This is a genomic window from Paraburkholderia sp. Clong3, from assembly GCF_050436485.1.
GTDB classification, from domain to species: domain Bacteria; phylum Pseudomonadota; class Gammaproteobacteria; order Burkholderiales; family Burkholderiaceae; genus Paraburkholderia; species Paraburkholderia tuberum.
On sequence record NZ_JBNDMH010000002.1, the window covers coordinates 2338320 to 2359218 of the forward strand.

Genomic DNA, 20899 nt, shown 5'->3' on the forward strand with positions numbered 1-20899 from the left:
GAATTAAACCCTTTCGCAAGCTTTTCGGCGATATAGAGAGAAAGAAAATAACGACTCAGGAAGACAATACGTGTTCATACAGCGATTTATATGCGTTTCCCAACGCTGGCCCAGAAAATAGCCGCTCATATCGTTCCCGCGCCGCCCCTCCCATGCCGCGCGCCAGTGCTTCATCCAGCGCCAGCCGGTTAATCGCGGCGATCAGCGGTTCGGGCGCCTCGGGCGGCACGACAAACCCCGTCACCCCATCCTCGTTGACGAACGACGTCCCGGACCCCACCTCACAGCACACCATCGGTTTGCCGAACATCGCGGCTTCGACCAGCACCATCCCGAACGCTTCGGAGCGCAAATGCGAGGGCAGCACCATCGCGCGACAGCCCTCGAGCAGCGCAACCTTTTCCTCATGCGTGACCTGCCCGGCAAACACGACGTTGGTCGCGCCATGCTGCCGCGCCAAGGCGGCGAGCCGCTCGCGCTCCGGCCCCGAGCCAGCGATGACGATTTTCGCCTGCACATGCCGGGCGGCCTCGACGAGCGTATGCAGTCCCTTGTAGTAGCGCAACACGCCGAGCGCCAGAAAATACGGCTCGCCCGGCGCCAGGCCGAGCCGGCTCTCGAGCTTGCGCTGCGCATCGAGCGGCTGCGGCTCGTCGCGATAGTCGATGATGCCGAGCGGAATCGTCTTCAGACGCTCCTTCGACACGCACGCGGCAAGCGTCTCACTGGTCCGCGCATAGGCCGCCGACGTCGCGACCACCGCGGACATGCTGCGCAGCGTGCGCCGCATCAGCGGCCCATAGACGGCGCCGAGCAGCTTCTGCCGCACGATGTCGGAGTGGTAAGTCATCACCGTCGGTTTGCTGGTGCGTCCGAGCAGATGCAATACGTCGGCGAACGGCCACGGAAAGTGGAAATGCACGACGTCGGCCCAGTCGGCCAGCTCGCGATACCTGATCACCGAGCAGGGCCCGCCGAGATCGCACGATGCCGGCGCCGCCCACGATTTCTCGCGGATCACCTGCCCTTCCGGGCGTTCGACGACGGTCGGCGTCGGGCTCGGCGACAGCGTCAGAATGCGCGGTTCGACGCCGCGCTCGCGCGTCGCTAGCGCAATCTGGCGGATCGCTTCCTGCAGGCCGCCGGGCGGGTCCGGGAAGTACGTGCGGTACACATGAACGACCCTCACGCGCGCACCTCAGCGCCGTGTGGCCGCGCGCTGCCGCCGCCCGCCTGCGGGAAGTGGAAGGTGATCGCCAGCATCTTGTCCAGCCGCGCTTCCCACGTGTTCTCGCCAACCGCCGCGCGGGCTTCCTCCACGCTCAGCTTGCCGCGTGCAAGCTGCTTGTCGATCGCCGCGATGAACGCGTCGGCATCGCTGCCCACTTCGAGCCCCGCGCGCGGTTCCTTCGCGAAATCGAGCGGCGTCGATACGACCGGCAGACCGGCCGCGAGATATTCGTAGAACTTCATCGGAAACATCGAGTGCGTGTATTCGTTGATCAGCGTCGGCAACACACCGACCCGCATGCCGCGCAAATACTGCGGCAGCACGCGATACGGCCGGTAGCCGAGCAGATGCACGTTCGGCAGACGCTTGAGCTGCGCGAGCAGGTCGCTGCGCTGCCCTTCGCGCTCCTCGCCGATGATCACCCATTGCCACTGCGGCCGCGCCTGCGCGGTTTGCAGCAGCAACGGCAGATCGACCTTGAAGTCCGACAGCACGCCGTGATACACGAGCCGCGGCTCGTCGATCGCGGCGAGCTCGGCGGGCAGCGGGCCGTCCGCGCGCGCCGCGCCGAAGTGCGCTTCATCGACGACGTTGCCGAAGAAATGCGTATTGGGGTTAAACGGCTGGCACACGTCCTTCAGCGACTGCGCAGTCGTGAATACCGCCTCGCAGCGCCCGAGCAGGTCCTGCTGGGCATTGCGGAACGCGTCGACGTCGACGCCCGGAATCGCCGCGATATCGTCGACGCAGTGGTAGACCAGGGTCCCGCGCGGCAGCGTCGCGATCGCATCGAGCATGTACGGGTGGTACGTCCACACGACCGGCTTGACGTAGCGATGCGACCTCGCGAAGCGGTTCACCGAAAAACGCAGCATCGCCTGATTCAGCGAGCGCACGAACGGCAAATGATGCCCGGCCGGCACCATCAGCGGCGACAGCACCCAGATGTTGTCGGCGCGGCGCGGCGGGCCGAGCACGAGCGACTGCACGCCGCGCCACAGACGTCGCCACAGGCGCGACCAGTCGCGGCCGCTGGCCACTTTCGGCGAGCGGAAGCCAACGCTTTCCACATACAGAATCCGCCAGCCGCGCGCGGCGAGGATGCTCGCCGTGTGCTGCTTGTTGGTCCAGTACGGCTCGTCCCAGTCGGCGCTCGAAAACAGCACGCAGTCTTGCGGGGCAAGCACGGGGTTCTTGCCGTCAGCCAACGAACACCTCGACCGGTCGGCCGCGCAGGCTGTCGACGATGCGTCGTGAGGCCAGTCCGTCGCCGTACGGATTCGCGCGATCGCGCAGCGCCGCGCGCCGCGCGGGATCGTCGAGCCAGCCGATCACCGCGCTTTCGATGCTCGCCGCGCTTTGGCCCGCGAGCGTCGCGAAACCGGCGTCGACGCCTTCGCGGCGCTCGGTGTGATTGCGCATCACGACGACCGGCACGCCGAAGGTTGGCGCTTCTTCCTGGATGCCGCCCGAATCGCTGACCACGACGGCGCTGCCGCTGATCAGATAAAGGCTCGTCGGATAGTCGACCGGCTCGATCAGCGCGAGGTTCGGGATGCCATCGAGCTCGCGATGCACGGGCCCGCGCACGGCCGGGTTCAGATGCACGGGGAACACCCAGCGGTAATCGCTATAGCGCTGACACAGGTCGCGCAGCACGCGGCAGATGTCCTGCAGCACGTCGCCGAAATTCTCGCGCCGATGGCACGTGACGAGCACGTGCTGCTGCTGCGCGCCATGCCATGCGGGCAGCGGACTCGCCGGCGGCGTGACGCTCCAGCTCGCGCGCACTTCGCCGATCGCATCGACGACCGTGTTGCCGGTCACGACGATCTTCTCTGGCGCGACGCCTTCGCTGAGCAGGCTGTCGCGCGCGCGCGAGGTCGGCGCGAAATGCAGCGTCGCGATGCGGCCGAGCAGGCTGCGGTTCGCTTCCTCGGGAAACGGACTCGCCAGATCGCCGGTGCGCAGCCCCGCCTCGACGTGACCGACGCGGATGCCGCGCTGGAACGCCGCGAAGCCCGCGCAGAAGGCGGTCGTCGTGTCGCCCTGCACGATCACCCAATCGGGACGTGTTTCGTCGAGCGCGCGATCGAGCGCGGCGATCAGGCGCGACGCGAGCGCGTTCAGCGATTGACCCGGGTGCATCGTTTCGAGCGCGATGTCCGGTTCGATGCCGAAGAATTCGAGCGCCTGCGCGGCCATGTCCCTGTGCTGCCCGCTCGCGCAGACGATCGTGTCGAACTCGCTGCGCAGCGCTCGCACGAGCGGTGCGAGCTTGATGACCTCGGGCCGCGTGCCCATCACCACCATGACTTTCATTGCAGTGCTTTCCCCGCCTCGACTTTGGTATGAGCGCCCCGGAACTCGACGCCCAGCGCGAGCGGCGTCGTGTCGGCGAAGGGCGTGACGACGCGAAAGACGCCGTCGTGTTCGACGATCTGCGCGAGCGAGCGCAAGCGCAGGAAATCGAGCGCGGCTTCCTCGTGCAAGAACAGCGGCCGTTGGGCCTTGCCGCGCATGTAGGCGATCAACTGCTCGTGCGCGTCGATGCGCGCCGCCTCGTCGGTCCAGCCGTACGCGTAGCGCTCGGAGAACGGATGGTCGAGATAGCCGAACAGCGTGTTGGTCGCGTACGCGGTGTCGAAGGCCTGCTTGAAGATCGCGAGCGGATCGCCCTCTTTCAGCATGCAGTCGCCGTGCAGCATGCACTGTTGGCTGTGACCGACGAAGCCCACCGGCAAACCGGCCAACGCGCCGCCGCGTGCGCTCAGAAACTCCGGATCGTTGCGGATGATGCCGCCGATGCAGCCCGCGTAGCCCGCGTCGATCAGGCCGCGCATCGCGTACGGCGGCGACTGGTGAAACGGCGACACCGCGTAGCGCACCGGCACGCCGGTCGCGCGTTCGAGCAGTTCGGCCGATTGCACGCCTTCCGCGATCGCGGTGTCGTAGCTGCCGCCCCAGTTCGGCGAGTGCGTCGCCGTGTGCGACAGCACCGCGCCCTGCTGCCGGTCGGCAAGCAGTTCGCGCAGGATGTCGTGCTGGCCGCCGCGTTGCAGGTTCTGCGTATGCACGGCGAGCGTGAACGGCACGCCGAGACGCCGGTACGCGTGCCACAACGGGCGCGCCGATTCGACGTCCTCGTCGCAATCGAGCCGCGACGTGATCGCCGCGTCGTAACCCCACGGGAGTTCGCTCAGCACCGGCTGACACGGCAGCGCATCGGCCCGGTAGCCCGACAGAAACTGCTCGACGAGGCGCCATTCGAACGAATCGCACGGGCCGACCGGCCGGTTGAACCACAGCACGGCCGATGCGCCCGCATCCCACAGCGCCGCGTACGCGAACTGTCGCTCGCCGTTCACGACGACCGCGGCCAGCTCCGCTTCGGCCGGAACTTCGGGCGCCTGCGCGAGCGCCCAGATCGAGCCGTCGGCGCGAATCGCGCCGTAGCCGAGGTTGTTCCATTCGTCGGTGAAATCGAAGCGCTCGAACGGGCGATGCCATGGCGCGCCGCCGAGTGTCTGCGCGAGCGCGCCGTAGCGCACCGCCGCCGCGCTTTCGCGCGACTCGCCCGAAGGCGCCGTTGCACTGCGGCTCGCTTGCGAGAGGTCGGCGGGCAACGCCGCGGGCCGATAACGCAGATAGTCCGCGAGCGCGATCGGCATATGGCCGAACACGATCAGCTTGCGCGGCCGCGCCTGCACGAACGCGATCAGGTCGGCGCTCCACGCATCGGGCGCGTCGACCGCGACCACGACGTCGGGCGCGCTCTCGCGCAGCATGTTGCGCGCGATCGCCTGGGCCTGGGTCGCGCTGACCGAGCGCCGCAGCGCCGCCAGCACGTATTGGCCGGCGTCGGCGCGCGCATCGGGAAACGCGACGCCGATCATGCGCTCACCACGTGACGGAATTTGGCGCGACTGCCCACGCGCACGAAATCGTCGTGACCGACGTAGGCGATCGTGAACGCGTCCTGCCAGAAGTGGCGCAGCTTCGCGGTGGTGTCCTCCGCGTTCGCGTGCGGTTCGAGCACGATGCGCAAAGTGGGCGGCGTCGTGCGCAGATCGATCTGGAATTCCTGGATGCCGCCGACGCGGTGATCGAGCATGTCCTGGATGTGGTGCGTCGGATGCGCGACGCCGTTGATCGGCACGACGTCGTGAATCCGGCCGACCACGTCGGTCAGGAAGAAGCCCTTCTCCGTCTCCTGCACGCGCGCGAGGTCGCCGGTCGTGTAGCGGATCAACGGCATCAGCCGGTTGCGGAACCCGGTGAACACCAGCTCGTGCGCGCCGTCGGGGTTGTCCGGCGCGACGCGGCTTTCCGGCCAGCCTTCCGATTCGAGGATCTGGAAGCCGCCTTCGTGACCGTCGAGCTCATAGGCCATCACACCGAGCTCGGCGAGGCCGTAGCGGTCGATCACGCGGCAGCGCAACGCCTTCGCGATCATCTCGCGCGCATGCGGCTCGAGCAGCTCGCCGCTCGACTCGAACACCTGGAACGCGTTGCCGCCGCCGTACTTGCGCTCGACATAGCAGGCGAGCGCGTACATCGTCGACGGATGCGAGTGCGCGAGATACGGGCGGCGGCGCTTCAGCGTGCGCCACATCTCCTCGAGGCCGTGATCGTCGATGCGGTCGAAGAAGACATTGCTGCGATTCATCGCGAAGCATTTGAAGTCTTCGCGCGACGGCCACTCGGGCACGACCTGATCCGGGAAACGGCACGCGAAGTGCAACTCCGAGCGATGGCGCAGCTTGCCGATCCGCTCGCGGCAATAGTTGGTGACCGCCGACGAATAATCGGCGCCTTCCCGGTCGTAGTAAATCGTCGTGGAGAGGCCGGTCGAGCCACCGGTCTTGCACGCGTGGTGCTTGCCAGCCTCGAGCGGTCCCGACAGGAGACGCGGACCCTGCTCGCGGATGATGTCCTTGGTCAGATACGGCAGTTCTTCGAGGTAGCGCGGGTCGTTCCTGACCTTGGCGGGATCCAACTGCTTCGCCTGGAACAGGTCGCGATAGTAAGGCACCTTCGCGCCGGCGAATTCGAGCGTGGCGACGAGCCGTTCGAGCGCGATGCGGCGGCGATGCGGCATCGGCAGCGAATAGTGCCCGCGCAGCTCGCGGATTTTCGGGCGCACGTTGCGCTTTTCGGCGTTCTCCGCAATCGGATACGCGATATAGCCGCCCGCGAAACCCTTCAGCGTGCGAAACGGCTGACGCACGAGCAGGGATTCGGAGTAGCGCAGAAACGGGTGATTAGCTCGCATCAAATTCGAACCTTGTTACGCCTCGGGATTGGTCGCGAGGGTGTTGCTGAACTGCGGGACTGGCTTGCGCCGGGGCGCGGTTTAGCCGATGAGCCGATGGATTTGCCTGTCGCCGTCGCGCTCGCAGCTCGCGCGTCGGCGCGCTCAGTGCGGCAACTGCGCGGTGTGGCTGATGAGCGGCTCGTCGGATTTTTCCGACGGCAGCACGGGTTCGTCGGCGACCATCTTGCCGTGTTCCATCGAGATCTTGCGGCTGCACACGCGCGCGACCAGCGACGGGTCGTGCGACGCCACCACCAGCAGCGCCGCCTTGCCGACGAGGCCTTCCAGACGCTCGGCCGCCTTCACGCTGAACTCGGCGTCGCCGACGCTCAGCCATTCGTCCATGATCAGGATGTCGGCTTCGACGCTCGTCGAGATCGCGAACGCGAGGCGCAGCATCATCCCGCTCGAATAGGTGCGCACCGGCAGATTCAGGTAATCGCCCAGTTCGCTGAAGTCGGCGATCTCGTCGATCTTGCTGCGGATGCGCGCGGGCTTCAGCCCGTCGAGAATGCCGCGCAGATAGATGTTTTCGAAGCCGGTCGCGTCGGGGTCGAGGCCCATCGACACGTCGAGCAGCGACGCGATCTTGCCCCGCACCTTCAGCTCGCCGCGCACCGGCGCATAGACGCCCGACAGCGTGCGCAACAGCGTCGTCTTGCCCGAGCCGTTGTGGCCGATCAGGCCGATGCGCTCGCCTTCGCTGAAGGTGAAGCTCAGGTCGTCGATCGCGCGGACGATCGCATGGCGACCCGCGTCCTGGCCGATCCGGCCGCCCGTCGTCAAATTGAGCACCGCCTTTTTCAGCGAGCGATGCGAGTTCTCGTAAATCGGAAATTCGACGGAGATGTTACGAGCGACAATCGATGTAGAACTCACAATATCAAAGCCAGTAAGGAACGCGATTACGGAAACGCTTCATCAGGATCTGCGCGAACGCAAAACCGACGATCAGGAGGCCAATCGACCACGCCCACGACTCCCAGTGGGTCGGGCGGCCGGTGAGCGGCGCGCGCACCGTTTCGATCAGGTGATAGAGCGGGTTGTATTCGGCGACCCACGCGCGGTCCTTCAGGATTTCCGGCGACCACATGACCGGCGTGAAGAAGAACACGACCTGGATCAGGTTCGTGACGATCGGCGGAATGTCGCGAAAGCGTGCGCACAGCACGCCGAGCGTGACGCCGAGCCACACGCCGTGCAGCAGCAGGATCACGAGCGCGAACGGCACCAGCACGATTTCCCAGCCCGGCCAGTGACCGAACACGAGCAGCAGCACGACGACGACCGGCAGGCTATGCAGCAGGATCACGAAGTTGCGCCACGCGATGCGGCATACGTGCACGGTGAGCGGCAACCTTATCTGCTTGATCAGATAGGCCGAGCCGATGAAGGCCATGCAGCCCTCGTTGGCGACCGACGCCAGATACGCCCACACGACGAGACCCACCGCCAGATACGGCAGATAGTCGGAGAGTTCCTGGTGCAGCAGCGTCGAGTACAACGCGCCGAGCACGACCACCATGATGACCGTGCTGAGCGTGAACCAGAACGGCCCGAGCACCGAGCGGCGATAACGCTGCCGGATGTCGTGCCAGCCGAGCGTGCCCCAGACCCGCACCGCTTTCATGCCGACCAGCAGGTCGTCGCGCTCGTTGTGACGTGTCAGGTCTTCCGAGTCGTTGGTAAAACTGATATCCATCTCAAGTACGTCCGTAAATGTCTTCGAAGCGAACGATATCGTCTTCGCCCAGATATTCGCCGCTTTGCACTTCGATCATCACGAGCTCGACGACGCCCGGATTTTCGAGGCGATGTTTGTGACCCGCCGGGATATAGGTCGACTCGTTGGTCGACACGAAGAACTCTTTTTCGCCGTTGACGACCTTCGCCATGCCGCTCACCACGACCCAATGCTCGTTGCGGTGATGATGCATCTGCAGGCTCAGGCTCGCGCCCGGCTTCACCTCGATGCGCTTGATCTTGAAGCGCGGCCCCTCTTCGAGCACCGAGTACGTGCCCCACGGCCGATGCACGGTGCGATGCACCTTGTACGTCTCATGGCCGCGCGACTTCAGCTCCGCGAAAATCTGCTTCACGTCCTGCGCGCGATCCCGGTGCGCGACGAGCAGCGCATCGGGCGTGTCGATCACGATCAGGTTGTCGATGCCGACCGCGCCGATCAGGCGCCCGTCGCTGCGCAGATACGAGTTCTTCACGTCGACGAGCAGCGCCTCGCCTTCGACGCGGTTGCCGCTCGCATCGGCCGGCGACAGGTCGGACAGCGCGGTCCACGAGCCGACGTCGGTCCAGCCGAGGTTGCAGCACACGACCGCCGCGTGCTCGCACTTCTCCATTACCGCGTAGTCGAACGACAGCTCCGGCACCGCGCCGAAGCAGCCCGGCTCGAGACGCACCTGCGCGCCGCTCTTGCCTTCGGCGAACGGCGACTTGTCCATGCATTCGGCCGCGGCATCGAGAATGTCGGGACAATGCTCGCGCATTTCCTTCAGGATCGTGCCCGCGGTGAAGCAGAACATGCCCGAGTTCCACACGAACTTGCCCGACGCCAGATACTCGCGGGCCTTCTCCAGTGACGGCTTCTCGACGAAGCGCACGACCCGCTCGCCATCGGCTTCGATATAGCCGTAGCCGGTTTCGGGCGTATCCGGATGCATGCCGAAGGTGACCACGTTGCCGGCCTGCGCAAGCGTCTGCGCACGCGCGACCGCCGCGGCGAACGCGGTTTGATCCGCGATCAGGTGATCCGCGGCAAGCACCAGCATCACGGTGTCTGCGCCATGCGCCTTCGCCGTGTGCAAGGCCGCCGCGGCAACCGCCGCGGCCGTGTTGCGGCCGAACGGTTCGAGAATGAACGAGGTCGCGACGTTCTTGCCGTTCACCTCGCGGAAATCGTCTTCGGTCTTGAAGAACAGCTCACGGTTGGTTACCGTGAGCACTTCCTTCACGCCGGGCAACGCGACCGCGCGCAGGAACGCTTTCTGCAGCAGGCTTTCGCCGTCCGCGAGACGGATGAACGGCTTCGGGTGCGATTCCCGCGAGACCGGCCAGAGCCGCGATCCCGCTCCGCCGCACAGAATGATCGGTAACAAACTCACAGCTCCCTCTCGATACCGTATTTTTTACGTGGCCATACTGGCTTGCGCGCGGTTGACGCACACGTTTGCAATCTACTGCGCATAGAACGTTAAATCCGCGCCTGGAACGCCCTCGCGTCGAGCGACATTCTACCGCCGCACCCCTTGCACCATTGTCAGGCAACAATCGTTTCGATCGATCCCGGACCACGACGGCATCATGGCGAGCGGCGTGCGCGGCAGGACGTCCGATGCGAGTGTTTCCTTCGCCGCACCGGCGCTCGCGAGCCCTGCGTCGAAACCGCGACTCAGGTGCGCGCCGCCGGCGACTTTGGAAAACCGTCCGTCAGACACAGCTTCAACGCGTCGCGCCAATGCGGCGCGGCGAGCCCGAACACGCGCGCCAGCTTGTCGTTCGACATTCTGGAATTGGCTGGGCGCTTCGCGGGCGTCGGGTAATCCGCGGCCGGAATCGGCAGCGTGTTCGGCCTGTTCGGCAAATCCGCGAGTTCAAAGATCGCCGACGCGAAACCGTGCCACGACGTCGAGTCGCCCGCGCACAGGTGATAGATTCCCGAACGCTCGTCCCACCACTTCGCGCCGTCTTCGGCGGCGAAGGACTGCGCGCACAGATGCGCGGTCAGCGTCGCGATCGTGTTGCACCAGGTGGGCGCGCCGAACTGGTCGGCCACCACCTTCAGCTCCGGACGATCGGCGCCGAGCCGCAACATGGTCAGCAGAAAGTTCTTGCCGCGCGTGCCGTACACCCAGCTCGTGCGCAAGACGAGGTGATTCACGCCGCTCGCCGCGATTGCCTGCTCGCCCGCGAGCTTGCTGCGGCCGTAGACGTTCTGCGGATCGGTTGGATCGTCTTCGACGTACGCGCCTTCTTTCGTGCCGTTGAACACGTAGTCGGTCGAATAGTGGATCAGCGCGGCGCTGAGCTTTTTCGCTTCCTCGGCGAGCACGCCCGGTGCTTCGCCGTTGATGCGCATTGCCAGGTCGCGCTCTTCTTCGGCCTTGTCCACCGCCGTATAAGCGGCCGGATTGACGATCAGCGCGGGACGCAGGTCGCGCACCACCGCGCGAATCTGATCGAGGTTCGACAGATCGAGCCGCGAGCGGTCGACCGCGACCACGTTGCCGAGCCCTTGCAGCGTGCGCGCGAGCTCATAGCCGACCTGGCCATTTACGCCGGTGACGAGAATCGTCCGTTTCGCGTCGTGTGCGCTCATGCGATCCCCTTATGCGTAGACTTCGGCGTCGGCGAGACGCTTGCCCGCCGCATCCTTGGCCGCGAGCAGCGGCTCGAAGTCGACCGGCCATTCGATCCCGATCGCCGGATCGTTCCACACGATGCTGCGCTCGTGCTCGGGGAACCAATAGTCCGTGGTCTTGTAGAGGAACTGCGCGGACTCCGACAGCACGACGAAGCCGTGCGCGAAACCGGGCGGCACCCACAGCTGCCGATGGTTCTCGACCGACAGCGTCACGCCGACCCACTTGCCGAAGTTCGGCGAGCTCTTGCGGATATCGACGGCGACGTCGAACACCTCGCCCTCGACCACGCGCACGAGCTTGCCCTGCGCATGCTGGATCTGATAGTGCAGACCGCGCAGCACGCCTCTCGCCGAACGCGAATGATTGTCCTGCACGAACTCGACGCCCGGCTCGACCTTCTCGGCGAATTCGAGCGCATTGAAGCTTTCGAAAAAGAAGCCGCGCGCATCGCCGAACACCTTCGGCTCGATGATCTTGACTTCGGGCAGCGCGGTTGCGGTTACCTGGATGGCCATGCGACGTGATCCGTGAGAATGTTTTGCAGATATTGCCCGTAGGCATTCTTCGCGAGCGGTTTGGCGAGCGCGAGCAACTGCTCGCCGTCGATCCACTGACGCCGGTACGCGATCTCTTCCGGACACGCGACCACCAGACCCTGGCGCTTTTGCAGCGTTGCGATGAAGGTCGCGGCTTCGATCAACGAATCGTGCGTGCCGGTGTCGAGCCACGCATAACCGCGGCCCATGATCTCGACGTTGAGCGCCGCGTTCGCGAGGTAGCGCGAGTTCACGTCGGTGATCTCGAGCTCGCCGCGCGGCGACGGCTTGATGTCCGCGGCGATGTCGCAGACCTGCTTGTCGTAGAAGTACAGACCCGTGACCGCGTAGTTCGAACGCGGCCTGGCGGGCTTTTCCTCGATCGACAACGCGCGGAACTGCTTGTCGAATTCGACCACGCCGTAGCGTTCCGGGTCCTGCACGTGATACGCGAACACGGTGGCGCCGTCGGTCTGATCGTCGGCGCGTTCGAGTTGCTTCGCGAGATCGTGGCCGTAGAAGATGTTGTCGCCGAGAATCAACGCCGACGGATCATTGTTCACGAACTCGCGGCCGATGATGAAGGCCTGCGCGAGTCCATCCGGCGACGGCTGCACCGCGTACTGGATGTTCATGCCCCACTGGCTGCCGTCACCGAGCATCGCCTCGAAGCGCGGCGTGTCCTGCGGCGTGGAGATGATCAGCACGTCGCGAATACCCGCCACCATCAGCGTGGACAGCGGGTAGTAGATCATCGGCTTGTCGTACACCGGCAGCAGCTGCTTGGAGACGACGTGCGTGATCGGATACAGGCGGGTGCCCGAGCCGCCCGCGAGAATAATGCCTTTGCGCGCCATTGCCGTGCCTTTACGCGCGCTGCGCGTAGTTGGTCTCGACCCACTTCCGGTATTCGCCCGAAGCGACTTCGTCGACCCATTGCTGGTTGTCGAGATACCACTGGACCGTTTTGGCGAGCCCCGTCTCGAACGTTTCCGCCGGCTTCCAGCCGAGTTCGCGCTCGAGCTTGCGGGCGTCGATCGCGTAACGGCGGTCGTGACCCGGACGATCTTTCACATAGGTGATCTGGTCGCGATACGAGCCGGCCGCCTTCGGGCGCTGCTGGTCGAGCAGGTCGCACAGCGTGTGCACGACCTCGAGATTCTTCTTCTCGTTCCAGCCGCCGACGTTGTACGTCTCGCCCGGCGTGCCGCGCGCGAGCACTTCACGGATCGCGCTGCAGTGGTCGCCGACGTACAGCCAGTCGCGCACGTTCTGCCCGTCGCCATACACGGGCAGCGGCTTGCCGCCGAGCGCGTTGGCGATCATCAGCGGAATCAGCTTTTCGGGGAACTGGTACGGGCCGTAGTTGTTCGAGCAGTTGGTGGTCAGCACCGGCAGGCCGTACGTGTGGTGGTAGGCGCGCACGAGGTGATCCGAACCGGCCTTGGTCGCCGAATAGGGGCTATTCGGCGCATAAGGCGTAGTTTCGGAGAACTGCGGATCGGTTGCCGACAGCGAGCCGAACACTTCGTCGGTCGACACGTGCAGGAAGCGGAACGCGGCGCGCTCCGCAACGCCCAGCGTGTTCCAGTAGCTGCGCGTCGCTTCGAGCAGCGTGAAGGTGCCGACGACGTTGGTTTGCACGAAATCGGCCGGACCGTGGATCGAGCGATCCACATGGCTCTCGGCCGCGAAATGCAGCACGGCGCGCGGCTTGTGCTCGGCCAATAGCGTATCGAGCGCGGCGCGATCGCAAATGTCGACGCGCGCGAAAATGTGTTTGGGATTGCCCTGTAGCGACTTCAGCGTGCCCAGGTTGCCGGCGTAGGTCAGTTTGTCTACGTTGAGCACCGCTTCGTCCGACGCATTCAGCCAGTCGAGCACGAAATTAGCGCCGATAAAGCCGGCACCGCCCGTTACCAGGATCATGTAATTCCCTTGTCGATGTTAGTGACAGGCGGCGAAGAGCTTGCGACCTGTTCACCCCGCGTGGTGTCCGTTTCTCTGGTCGTCCGTCGCGTTCCCCGGAGAGTGGACACTCAGACGCCAATTTTATGAATCCCCAATTATAAAGCCGCCCAGTGCAAAAACCAGAACCCTAACAACTTGAAACAGCTTGACAGAATTCGTTGCCGTTGGTCTGTGGAAAGGGGCTTTTCGGTGCGGTTACGCGCATTTTGGCGCCTGTAATGATGTGCGCCACATACTGTGCGGCGCGGCGCGGAAAGAGTGGGAAACGAAGAAGAAGAAGAAGAACGGCGAAAGCGTCATGAAAGGCCGCAAACGCGGCCCTTCGGTGCAGACCGTCAGGCGGTTGCTCGCGCGAGCGCGCTCAGGCCGCGAGCATCCAGCGCAGCGTATCGATGAAAGGGATCGACTCGACCGCCGGCACCAGCGAGTGCAATTTGGCGGGCGAACCGGCAAGCATCTTGACGTCCGTTTGGCGGACAAAGGCGGGATTGACCTGGACTTCGATGTCGTGACCGGTGAGTTCGCTCGCGGTCGTGAGGATTTCACGCAACGAATACGGCGTGCCGGTACAGACGTTGACGATTTCGGCGGCGACATTGGAGCCGAGCAACGCCTCGTACGCGCTCGCCACATAACGCACGTCAGAGAAGTCGCGCGCGATGTCGATATTGCCGAGTTCGATCGATGCCGCACGCCGCGCGAAGTGGCTGACGATCTTCGGTACGAGGAAGTTCACCGCCTGGCCGCGGCCGGTGTAGTTGAACGGCCGCACGATCAAGATCGGCAGGCGGTCGAACCATGTGCGCACCAGCGCTTCCATGGCCGCTTTGCTGGCCGCGTAATGATTGACCGGCATAAGCGGGAAGCTCTCGTCGATCGCGGCGCTGCTGACGTTGCCGTACACGTTCGCGCTGCTTGCGATCAGCAGCTTGCGCGGCACATGGCCAATCGCGACACAGGCTTCGAGCAGGTTCTGCGTGCCGATCACGTTGACGCGATAAAAGTCGAGCGGATCGTTGTGCCCCACGAAGCTAATCGCGGCCAGATGCACGATGAAATCGGGCCGCACGGTTTCGAGCACGCGCCGGCAGTCTTCCGGTGAGGTGATGTCGAGTTTGACGCGTGTCGGCGTGTCGGGCTCGTCGCGGCCGGACACCGCTTCGATCACGGTATGGCCGCGCCCGGTCAGCTTCTCGACCAGATAGCGGCCGGTAAAACCGTTCGCACCGGTGACGAGCGTGCGAAATGATTGCTTCGCCGCGGAAGACGACATGCTGGCTTCGTTCACGAGAGAGTCATCCTGTTGTTGTATTGGAATCGCGCGCGGTCCATGCGTGGTTGCCGCGGTGCCGTGTTACGGCGGTTTTCCACCCGCGTCCCGCAACGTGATCGCGCGATACCCGAACCCCAAACGGGCTATTATGTCACGCTATCTTGCTGCTCTGCCCAGCGTGGCACGCGTCGTGCGGCACCGCGCGTATCGAATCGCCTTGATTTCCTCGATGACACCCCTTAACGCTTCCAGTACCTCCGCTCCCCTCGTCCCTCTTGCTTTCGGCGATCTGCAAGGCTGCCGCGCACCGTTTCGGCAACTGCTGGCCAAAGCCGCGCCGCCGGACGGCACACCGCTGTGGTTCGCCGGCGATCTGATCAACCGCGGCCCCGACTCGCTCGACACCTTGCGTGACGTGATCGCGTTCGGCGAGCGCGCGGTGCCGGTGCTCGGCAATCACGATCTGCATCTGCTGTCGGTGTCGGCGGGGATTCGCAAGTCGAAGAAAGGCGACACGATCGAAGACATCCTCGCCGCGCCCGATGCCGCCGATCTGCTCGAGTGGATACGCCACCGCCCGCTCGCGCATTTCGACAACGGCATGCTGATGGTGCATGCGGGCGTGCTGCCGCAATGGGATGCGACGCTGACGCTCGAACTCGCCGACGAGTTGCAACGCGCGCTGCGTGCGCCGAACTGGAAAGAGACGCTTGCCGGCTTGTACGGCAATGAACCGAACCGCTGGAAGCCGGGCCTGAAGGGTATCGAGCGTCTGCGCGTCACGTGCAGCGCGTTGACGCGCATGCGCTTTTGCAGCGCCGATGGCGTGATGGATTTCAGCAGCAGCGGCACGCTCGCATCCACGCCGAGCGGCTGCATGCCGTGGTTCGACGTGCCGTCGCGCAAGACCGCCGACGTGACCGTCGTGTTCGGTCATTGGGCCGCGCTCGGCCTGATGTTGCGCGACAACCTGATCGGCCTCGACTCGGGTTGCGTGTGGGGGCAGAAGCTGTCGGCGGTGCGGCTCGCGAAAAACCCGGCTGAGCGGACGTTGACGCAAGTCGATTGCGATTCGCGCGGCGTGCCGCGCGGGGGCAACTAAACAGAAGACGGCGACGCTGCCCGGCAGCGCCGCCGCTAGACCGAGCGGCGCGGCTGATCGACGGGCTCGATCAGCGTTTCCGCCGTCTCAGGGGCGTCGCTCGACGACGCAGCATCTACGACGTCGCCCTCTTGCGCGACCGTCCCCGCCACTGCGTTGCCGGCCTGCATGTCCCGCAACGCGTTCGCCACCACCTGCTGAGCCTGCGCCGCGAGCACCCGCCGGTCCGCGTCCGGCGCGAGCGGTGCGCCAACATATACGTGGGCGGTCAGCGGACCGCCACGCAACAGCATGTCGAGCGAGTCGGACAACGACACGTCGTCGATATATGCGGGTGCCGTCGACTGCCGGCCCTGCGCGTCCTCGTACATGATGCACAGCGGCTGCACCGGCACACCGGCCGACACCGCGGCCTGGAACAGGTTCGCGTGAAACGGCAGCAACTCGAGCCCGTTCGACGTCGTGCCTTCGGGGAACACGCACATCAGTTCGCCCGCGCTGAGCCGTGCGGCGAGTTCGTGCATGATGCGCTTCGCGTCGCTGCGCTTCTCGCGCTGGATGAACACCGTATCGAGCTGCTGTGCGAGCCATCCGACCACCGGCCATTGCCGGATCTCCGCCTTCGAGACGAACGGCGTCGGCCGCCACGCGTTGATTACGTAGATGTCGATCCACGAGATGTGATTGGCGACGACGAGCACGCCACGATCGAGCCGCACCGCGTCGTTATGCACGACGAGGCGCATGCCGCACAGCCGCAGCATCTTCAGCGACCACGCGCGATTGAGCGCGTGACGCCGCTCGGCGCTCGCGTTCGGAAAGCGCGTCGCGACGGTCCACATGCCGTGCAGCAGATGCGTGATGAGACGGACCTTGCGTAACGCGAGCTTCATGGCCGGAGCTTTCCTTGACTGGACCGAAACGATACCGCTCAGCGCTGTTCGTAGGCGAGCTGACCGGACACGACGGTCGCGCGCACCTGTGCCGGCAGCTCGTAGCCGAGGAACGGCGTGTTGTGCCCCTGGCTCTTCAGCGCACGCGGCTCGACGCGCCAGTGAGCGTGACGGTCGAACACGCAGAGGTCGGCCACCGCGCCGAGCGCGATGCGGCCAGCCGCTTCGAGGCCGAGCACCTGCGCCGGCGCCGCGGTGATGCGATTGAGCGCGGTCGCGAGCGGCACGCCCGCTTCGTCGGCCCACTTCACCGTCAGCGACAGGAACAGTTCGAGGCCGGTTGCGCCCGGCGTCGCTTCGGCGAACGGCAGCAGCTTTTCGTCGTCGTCGACCGGCGTGTGCGCGGAGCAGATCGCATCGATCGTACCGTCGACGAGGCCCGCGCGGATCGCTTCGCGATCGCGCTGCTGGCGCAGCGGCGGATCGAGCCGGAACTGCGCGTCGAAGTAACCGATGTCGAGGTCGATCAGATGCACGTGGTTCACGGTGACGTCGCACGACACCGGCAGGCCCTCGCCCTTCGCCGCGCGCACGAGCGCCACGCCCGCCGCCGACGACACATGCGACACATGCACGCGCGCGCCGGTTACGCGCACGAGTTCAAAGATTGTATGCAGCGCGATCGTTTCGGCCGCCACCGGGACACCCGAGAGCCCGAGGCGCGACGCCAGCGCGCCGCTCGCGGCGACGCCGCCCTTGCCCAGATACGCATCGACGGGACGCAGCCACACGGTGAAATCATAGGTCTTCGCGTATTGCAGCGCGCGCATCAGCACCTGGGTATCGACGATCGGCGTGTCGGCCTGCGAGAAGCCGACGCAGCCCGCCTCGGTCAGCTGGACCATCTCGGTGATGACCTGCCCCTTGAGACCGACCGTCAGCGCGCCGAGCGGATACACGTGCGCCTTGCTCTGATTGCGCGCGCGGAACTTCAGCATTTCGACGAGGCCCGGTTCGTCGAGCGTCGGATCGGTGTCCGGCGGACATACGAGGCTCGTCACGCCGCCCGCGAGCGCCGCGGCCATTTCCGAGCCCAGCGTCGCCTTGTGCTCGTAGCCCGGCTCGCGCAAACGCGCGCACAGGTCGACGAGACCCGGCGCGATCGACAGACCGCGCGCGTCGAGCGTACGCTCCGCCTGGAAGCCGGCCGGCGCGTTGCCCAAGGCGGCGATCTTGCCCGCCTCGATAAAGATATCCTGCTGCTGTTCGGTGCCCGCTGCCGGATCGATCAGCGTGCCGCCTTGAATATGAATCTTCATGCGCTGCCTTTGTTAAACCTGTGGTTCAGCCTATCGTTCGGCTTCCCGATCAGTCGTTGCTTAGTCGTTATTGCCCGCGACGATCCCCATCACCGCCATGCGCACCGCGATACCGAACGTGACCTGATTCAGGATCACCGATTGCGGGCCGTCCGCGACCTGCGAGTCGATCTCGACGCCGCGGTTCATCGGGCCGGGGTGCATCACGATCGCATCGGGGGCGGCGAGCGCGAGACGCTCGGGCGTGAGCCCCCAGCTCTTGAAGTACTCCTGCGACGACGGCAGCAGCGCGCCGCTCATGCGTTCGTTCTGCAGGCGCAGCATGATGATCACGTCGACATCCTTGAGACCTTCGTCGAGGTTGTGGAACACGCGCACGCCCATCTGTTCGAGGCCGCCCGGCAGCAGCGTGCGCGGACCGATCGCGCGCACTTCGGGCACGCCGAGCGTGGTCAGCGCATGAATGTCCGAGCGCGCGACGCGCGAATGCAGGATGTCGCCGACGATCGCCACGCGCAGCTTCGTGAAGTCCTTCTTGTAGTGGCGGATCGTGTACATGTCGAGCAGACCCTGCGTCGGGTGCGCGTGACGGCCGTCGCCGGCGTTGATCACGTGCACGTGCGGCGCGCAGTGCTGCGCGATCAGGAACGGCGCGCCGCTCGACGCATGACGCACGACGAACAGATCCGCGTGCATCGCCGACAGGTTGTTGATCGTGTCGAGCAGCGATTCGCCCTTGCTGGTCGACGACGCGTTGATGTTCAGATTCAGCACGTCGGCCGACAGCCGCGTGGCCGCGATCTCGAACGTGGTACGCGTGCGCGTCGAGTTTTCGAAGAACAGGTTGAACACCGACTTGCCGCGCAACAGCGGCACCTTCTTCACTTCGCGATCGGTCACGCTGACGAACTGGTCGGCGGTCTCGAGAATGTGATTGACGATGGCCTTCGGCAACCCCTCGATCGACAGCAGATGTTTGAGCTCGCCGCTCTTCGTGAGCTGCGGGTTGCCCTTCAGGAAGCCGTAGCGGAAGCGCTCGGATGCGCTAGCGGAGGAATCTTGCGGAGCCGGGGTGGCGGTGTTCATGATGTACCTGCTTCAAATACGGGCTTCAACGTGATCGAGGTCGCGTCGACACGCCGCTCACGCGCGTTTCAATCGACGCGTGCTTCAGTGTGAAAAGAAAACCGCTGGCCGCCCGCGCCGTCGTCTTCACGGGCCAGCACGAGCGTCGCGTCGGCGGGTACGTCGACCACGCCGCCGACGAAGCGCGCCGCCACCGGCAACTCGCGTCCGCCCCGATCGGCGAGCACCGCGAGTTCGACCGATGCCGGCCGGCCATAGTCATACAGCTCGTTGAGCGCCGCGCGAATCGTGCGGCCGGTGTACAGCACGTCGTCGACCAGCACGATGCGGCGGCCATCGACCGCGAACGGTAGCGAGGTCGGGCTTGCTTGCGCGTGCAGCCCTTTCTTCGCGTAGTCGTCGCGATGCAGCGCGACGTTCACCACGCCGAAGCTCGGCAGTTTCAGGTCGCGCGCGAGCCGCTCGGCGAGCCACGCGCCGCCGCTATGGATACCCGCCAGTACCGCCGCGTCGGCACCGGCTTGCGTGGCGGCGAGCTGGTCGCCATACGCCGCTCGAATCTGGTCGAGCAACGCGCGATACAGCGCTTCGGCGTCAATGGAACTCATGATCGTCGGAAAGTCCGTCTAGATATTGCTGGAGGATGATGCTCGCGGCTTCGGCGTCGAGCATGTCGGCGCGGGCATTGCCGGCGCGGATTTCCGCCTCGGCCTCGACCGACGAGTAGCGCTCGTCGACCCACGTGACCGGCAGATTGAAGCGGCCGTTCAGCTGGTTGCCGAAGCGCTTCGCGAGTTGCGTGCGCTCGTGCGGTGTGCCGTCGGGGTGCATCGGCAGGCCGACCACCAGCGCATCGGGCTTCCATTCGGCGATCAGCTTGCCGAGCGCTTCGAAGCGGTACTCCCTGCTGCGGTTCTGCACGACGACGAGCGGCCGCGCGCGGCGCGTCAGCAAATTGCCGACTGCCACGCCGATGCGTTTCTCTCCGTAGTCGAACGCAAGCAGCGTCGCCTCACGTCCGGCCGGCAGATTCATGCGCGGCCCCTCATGCGTGCCCGGCCTCGCCCGACAGCATCGACAACGACACGCCGAGCAGCGCGAGCGCCGCTTCGAGACGATCTTCGGCGGGCACGTCGAAAACGATCTTCGGATCGGCCTCGACCGTGAGCCAGCCGTTCTTGGAGATTTCGTCTTCGAGCTGACCCGCGCCCCAGCCGGCGTGGCCGAGCGTCAGCAGGAAACGCTCCGGACCGTTGCCGCTCGCGACGGCCTCGAGCACGTCTTTCGACGTGGTCATTTCGAGCCCGCCCGGCACCGACATCGACGACGTGTATGCGCTGCCGCCTTTCGGATCGTGCAGCACGAAGCCGCGCTCGGTTTGCACCGGGCCGCCGAAATACACGGGGACATGGAGAAGCGGTTCGATCTCGAGCTTCAGATCGATGCGATTGAAGAGCGCCTGCAGGTCGATATCGGTCGGCCGGTTGATCACGAGGCCGAGCGCGCCGCGCTCACTGTGATCGCAAAGGTAGACCACCGTTCCTGAAAACGTCGGATCGGCCATGTTCGGCATGGCGATCAGGAACTGGTTGGTCAGATTGATGCGATCGGTACTCTTGGACATAGTTCGGATTTTAGCAAAGACGATGCGCGATGGCGGGCTGCTTTGAGCATTGCAACCCGTTGGGTTGCACGCTATGCGACGCGCCATCGACGCCGGATCAAGTTGCACTCTATCACGCGCGCGACTTGCGCCATGCCGCGATCAGGCGCCGAAACACCGCGTAGAACG

The 20899-nt window shown here is 65.2% G+C and carries 20 protein-coding genes; 1 reads left to right on the forward strand and 19 read right to left on the reverse strand.

The window, feature by feature from the left end; translation table 11 throughout:
- Positions 1-55: 55 nt before the first annotated feature.
- From OKW30_RS14975 to OKW30_RS15035, 13 genes are all read right to left on the reverse strand, one after another.
- The gene (locus tag OKW30_RS14975; RefSeq protein ID WP_429347005.1) at positions 56-1189 is read right to left on the reverse strand and encodes a glycosyltransferase; all 1134 of its coding nucleotides are present in this window, start codon (positions 1187-1189) and stop codon (positions 56-58) included.
- Positions 1186-2439: a glycosyltransferase gene (locus tag OKW30_RS14980; protein WP_429347006.1), complete on the reverse strand. Its 1254-nt coding sequence runs from the start codon at positions 2437-2439 to the stop codon at positions 1186-1188. The genes OKW30_RS14975 and OKW30_RS14980 overlap by 4 nt, the downstream gene beginning before the upstream one ends.
- On the reverse strand, positions 2432-3553 hold the full coding sequence (wecB, locus tag OKW30_RS14985; RefSeq protein ID WP_429347007.1) for a non-hydrolyzing UDP-N-acetylglucosamine 2-epimerase: 1122 nt from the start codon (positions 3551-3553) through the stop codon (positions 2432-2434). The genes OKW30_RS14980 and wecB overlap by 8 nt, the downstream gene beginning before the upstream one ends.
- Positions 3550-5127: a polysaccharide deacetylase gene (locus tag OKW30_RS14990; protein ID WP_429347008.1), complete on the reverse strand. Its 1578-nt coding sequence runs from the start codon at positions 5125-5127 to the stop codon at positions 3550-3552. Before OKW30_RS14990 ends, wecB begins: the two co-directional genes overlap by 4 nt.
- Entirely contained in the window at positions 5124-6506 is a 1383-nt protein-coding gene (locus OKW30_RS14995; RefSeq protein ID WP_429347009.1) for a phenylacetate--CoA ligase family protein, read from the reverse strand. Before OKW30_RS14995 ends, OKW30_RS14990 begins: the two co-directional genes overlap by 4 nt.
- A gap of 144 nt (positions 6507-6650) precedes the next feature.
- Positions 6651-7427, reverse strand: coding sequence for an ABC transporter ATP-binding protein (locus tag OKW30_RS15000; RefSeq protein ID WP_184065126.1), 777 nt, complete (start codon positions 7425-7427; stop codon positions 6651-6653).
- Positions 7428-7431: 4 nt separating this feature from the next.
- Complete coding sequence (locus OKW30_RS15005) at positions 7432-8250, reverse strand: ABC transporter permease (RefSeq protein ID WP_184065123.1); 819 nt, start codon at positions 8248-8250, stop codon at positions 7432-7434.
- 1 nt (position 8251) lies between these two features.
- Positions 8252-9667 carry a mannose-1-phosphate guanylyltransferase/mannose-6-phosphate isomerase gene (locus OKW30_RS15010; protein WP_429347010.1) on the reverse strand — a complete coding sequence of 472 codons (1416 nt, stop codon included), beginning with the start codon at positions 9665-9667 and terminating at the stop codon, positions 8252-8254.
- 287 nt (positions 9668-9954) lie between these two features.
- Positions 9955-10881, reverse strand: a complete 927-nt coding sequence (gene rfbD / locus OKW30_RS15015) for a dTDP-4-dehydrorhamnose reductase (RefSeq protein ID WP_429347011.1) — start codon at positions 10879-10881, stop codon at positions 9955-9957.
- A gap of 9 nt (positions 10882-10890) precedes the next feature.
- The gene (gene rfbC / locus OKW30_RS15020) at positions 10891-11442 is read right to left on the reverse strand and encodes a dTDP-4-dehydrorhamnose 3,5-epimerase (RefSeq protein ID WP_184065114.1); all 552 of its coding nucleotides are present in this window, start codon (positions 11440-11442) and stop codon (positions 10891-10893) included.
- Positions 11427-12320, reverse strand: a complete 894-nt coding sequence (gene rfbA / locus OKW30_RS15025; RefSeq protein ID WP_184065112.1) for a glucose-1-phosphate thymidylyltransferase RfbA — start codon at positions 12318-12320, stop codon at positions 11427-11429. Before rfbA ends, rfbC begins: the two co-directional genes overlap by 16 nt.
- 10 nt (positions 12321-12330) lie before the next feature.
- Positions 12331-13392: a dTDP-glucose 4,6-dehydratase gene (gene rfbB / locus OKW30_RS15030; RefSeq protein ID WP_184065108.1), complete on the reverse strand. Its 1062-nt coding sequence runs from the start codon at positions 13390-13392 to the stop codon at positions 12331-12333.
- Positions 13393-13795: 403 nt separating this feature from the next.
- Entirely contained in the window at positions 13796-14707 is a 912-nt protein-coding gene (locus OKW30_RS15035; protein WP_187628505.1) for a GDP-mannose 4,6-dehydratase, read from the reverse strand.
- Between the two features lie 229 nt (positions 14708-14936).
- Here OKW30_RS15035 and OKW30_RS15040 point away from each other — a divergent pair, with 229 nt between their 5' ends.
- Entirely contained in the window at positions 14937-15809 is an 873-nt protein-coding gene (locus OKW30_RS15040; protein ID WP_429347012.1) for a symmetrical bis(5'-nucleosyl)-tetraphosphatase, read from the forward strand.
- A 35-nt stretch (positions 15810-15844) separates the two neighbouring features.
- Here the strand turns inward: OKW30_RS15040 and OKW30_RS15045 are convergent, their stop codons facing one another.
- The 6 genes from OKW30_RS15045 to OKW30_RS15070 all read right to left on the reverse strand — a co-directional run bounded on the left by OKW30_RS15045 (position 15845) and on the right by OKW30_RS15070 (position 20731).
- Positions 15845-16702 carry a lysophospholipid acyltransferase family protein gene (locus OKW30_RS15045; protein WP_429347013.1) on the reverse strand — a complete coding sequence of 286 codons (858 nt, stop codon included), beginning with the start codon at positions 16700-16702 and terminating at the stop codon, positions 15845-15847.
- A 38-nt stretch (positions 16703-16740) separates the two neighbouring features.
- Complete coding sequence (locus OKW30_RS15050; RefSeq protein ID WP_184065096.1) at positions 16741-18021, reverse strand: dihydroorotase; 1281 nt, start codon at positions 18019-18021, stop codon at positions 16741-16743.
- A gap of 60 nt (positions 18022-18081) precedes the next feature.
- Positions 18082-19107, reverse strand: coding sequence for an aspartate carbamoyltransferase catalytic subunit (locus tag OKW30_RS15055; protein ID WP_090803276.1), 1026 nt, complete (start codon positions 19105-19107; stop codon positions 18082-18084).
- A 68-nt stretch (positions 19108-19175) separates the two neighbouring features.
- Positions 19176-19715 carry a bifunctional pyr operon transcriptional regulator/uracil phosphoribosyltransferase PyrR gene (pyrR, locus tag OKW30_RS15060; protein WP_184065090.1) on the reverse strand — a complete coding sequence of 180 codons (540 nt, stop codon included), beginning with the start codon at positions 19713-19715 and terminating at the stop codon, positions 19176-19178.
- Positions 19702-20142, reverse strand: a complete 441-nt coding sequence (ruvX, locus tag OKW30_RS15065) for a Holliday junction resolvase RuvX (protein ID WP_187628502.1) — start codon at positions 20140-20142, stop codon at positions 19702-19704. Before ruvX ends, pyrR begins: the two co-directional genes overlap by 14 nt.
- A 10-nt stretch (positions 20143-20152) precedes the next feature.
- Complete coding sequence (locus OKW30_RS15070) at positions 20153-20731, reverse strand: YqgE/AlgH family protein (RefSeq protein WP_090803272.1); 579 nt, start codon at positions 20729-20731, stop codon at positions 20153-20155.
- Positions 20732-20899 lie beyond the last annotated feature (168 nt).

What these genes read in the sequence shown, in the direction of transcription:
- OKW30_RS14995 (WP_429347009.1), bottom strand. Translation starts at nt 6,506, where the DNA reads ATGCGAGCTAATCACCCGTTTCTGCGCTACTCCGAATCCCTGCTCGTG.
- rfbA (WP_184065112.1), bottom strand. Translation starts at nt 12,320, where the DNA reads ATGGCGCGCAAAGGCATTATTCTCGCGGGCGGCTCGGGCACCCGCCTG.
- rfbB (WP_184065108.1), bottom strand. Translation starts at nt 13,392, where the DNA reads ATGATCCTGGTAACGGGCGGTGCCGGCTTTATCGGCGCTAATTTCGTG.
- ruvX (WP_187628502.1), bottom strand. Translation starts at nt 20,142, where the DNA reads ATGAATCTGCCGGCCGGACGTGAGGCGACGCTGCTTGCGTTCGACTAC.
- OKW30_RS15040 (WP_429347012.1), top strand. Translation starts at nt 14,937, where the DNA reads ATGACACCCCTTAACGCTTCCAGTACCTCCGCTCCCCTCGTCCCTCTT.
- OKW30_RS15070 (WP_090803272.1), bottom strand. Translation starts at nt 20,731, where the DNA reads ATGTCCAAGAGTACCGATCGCATCAATCTGACCAACCAGTTCCTGATC.
- OKW30_RS14990 (WP_429347008.1), bottom strand. Translation starts at nt 5,127, where the DNA reads ATGATCGGCGTCGCGTTTCCCGATGCGCGCGCCGACGCCGGCCAATAC.
- rfbD (WP_429347011.1), bottom strand. Translation starts at nt 10,881, where the DNA reads ATGAGCGCACACGACGCGAAACGGACGATTCTCGTCACCGGCGTAAAT.
- wecB (WP_429347007.1), bottom strand. Translation starts at nt 3,553, where the DNA reads ATGAAAGTCATGGTGGTGATGGGCACGCGGCCCGAGGTCATCAAGCTC.
- OKW30_RS15055 (WP_090803276.1), bottom strand. Translation starts at nt 19,107, where the DNA reads ATGAACACCGCCACCCCGGCTCCGCAAGATTCCTCCGCTAGCGCATCC.
- OKW30_RS15035 (WP_187628505.1), bottom strand. Translation starts at nt 14,707, where the DNA reads ATGTCGTCTTCCGCGGCGAAGCAATCATTTCGCACGCTCGTCACCGGT.
- pyrR (WP_184065090.1), bottom strand. Translation starts at nt 19,715, where the DNA reads ATGAGTTCCATTGACGCCGAAGCGCTGTATCGCGCGTTGCTCGACCAG.
- rfbC (WP_184065114.1), bottom strand. Translation starts at nt 11,442, where the DNA reads ATGGCCATCCAGGTAACCGCAACCGCGCTGCCCGAAGTCAAGATCATC.
- OKW30_RS15005 (WP_184065123.1), bottom strand. Translation starts at nt 8,250, where the DNA reads ATGGATATCAGTTTTACCAACGACTCGGAAGACCTGACACGTCACAAC.
- OKW30_RS15045 (WP_429347013.1), bottom strand. Translation starts at nt 16,702, where the DNA reads ATGAAGCTCGCGTTACGCAAGGTCCGTCTCATCACGCATCTGCTGCAC.
- OKW30_RS15050 (WP_184065096.1), bottom strand. Translation starts at nt 18,021, where the DNA reads ATGAAGATTCATATTCAAGGCGGCACGCTGATCGATCCGGCAGCGGGC.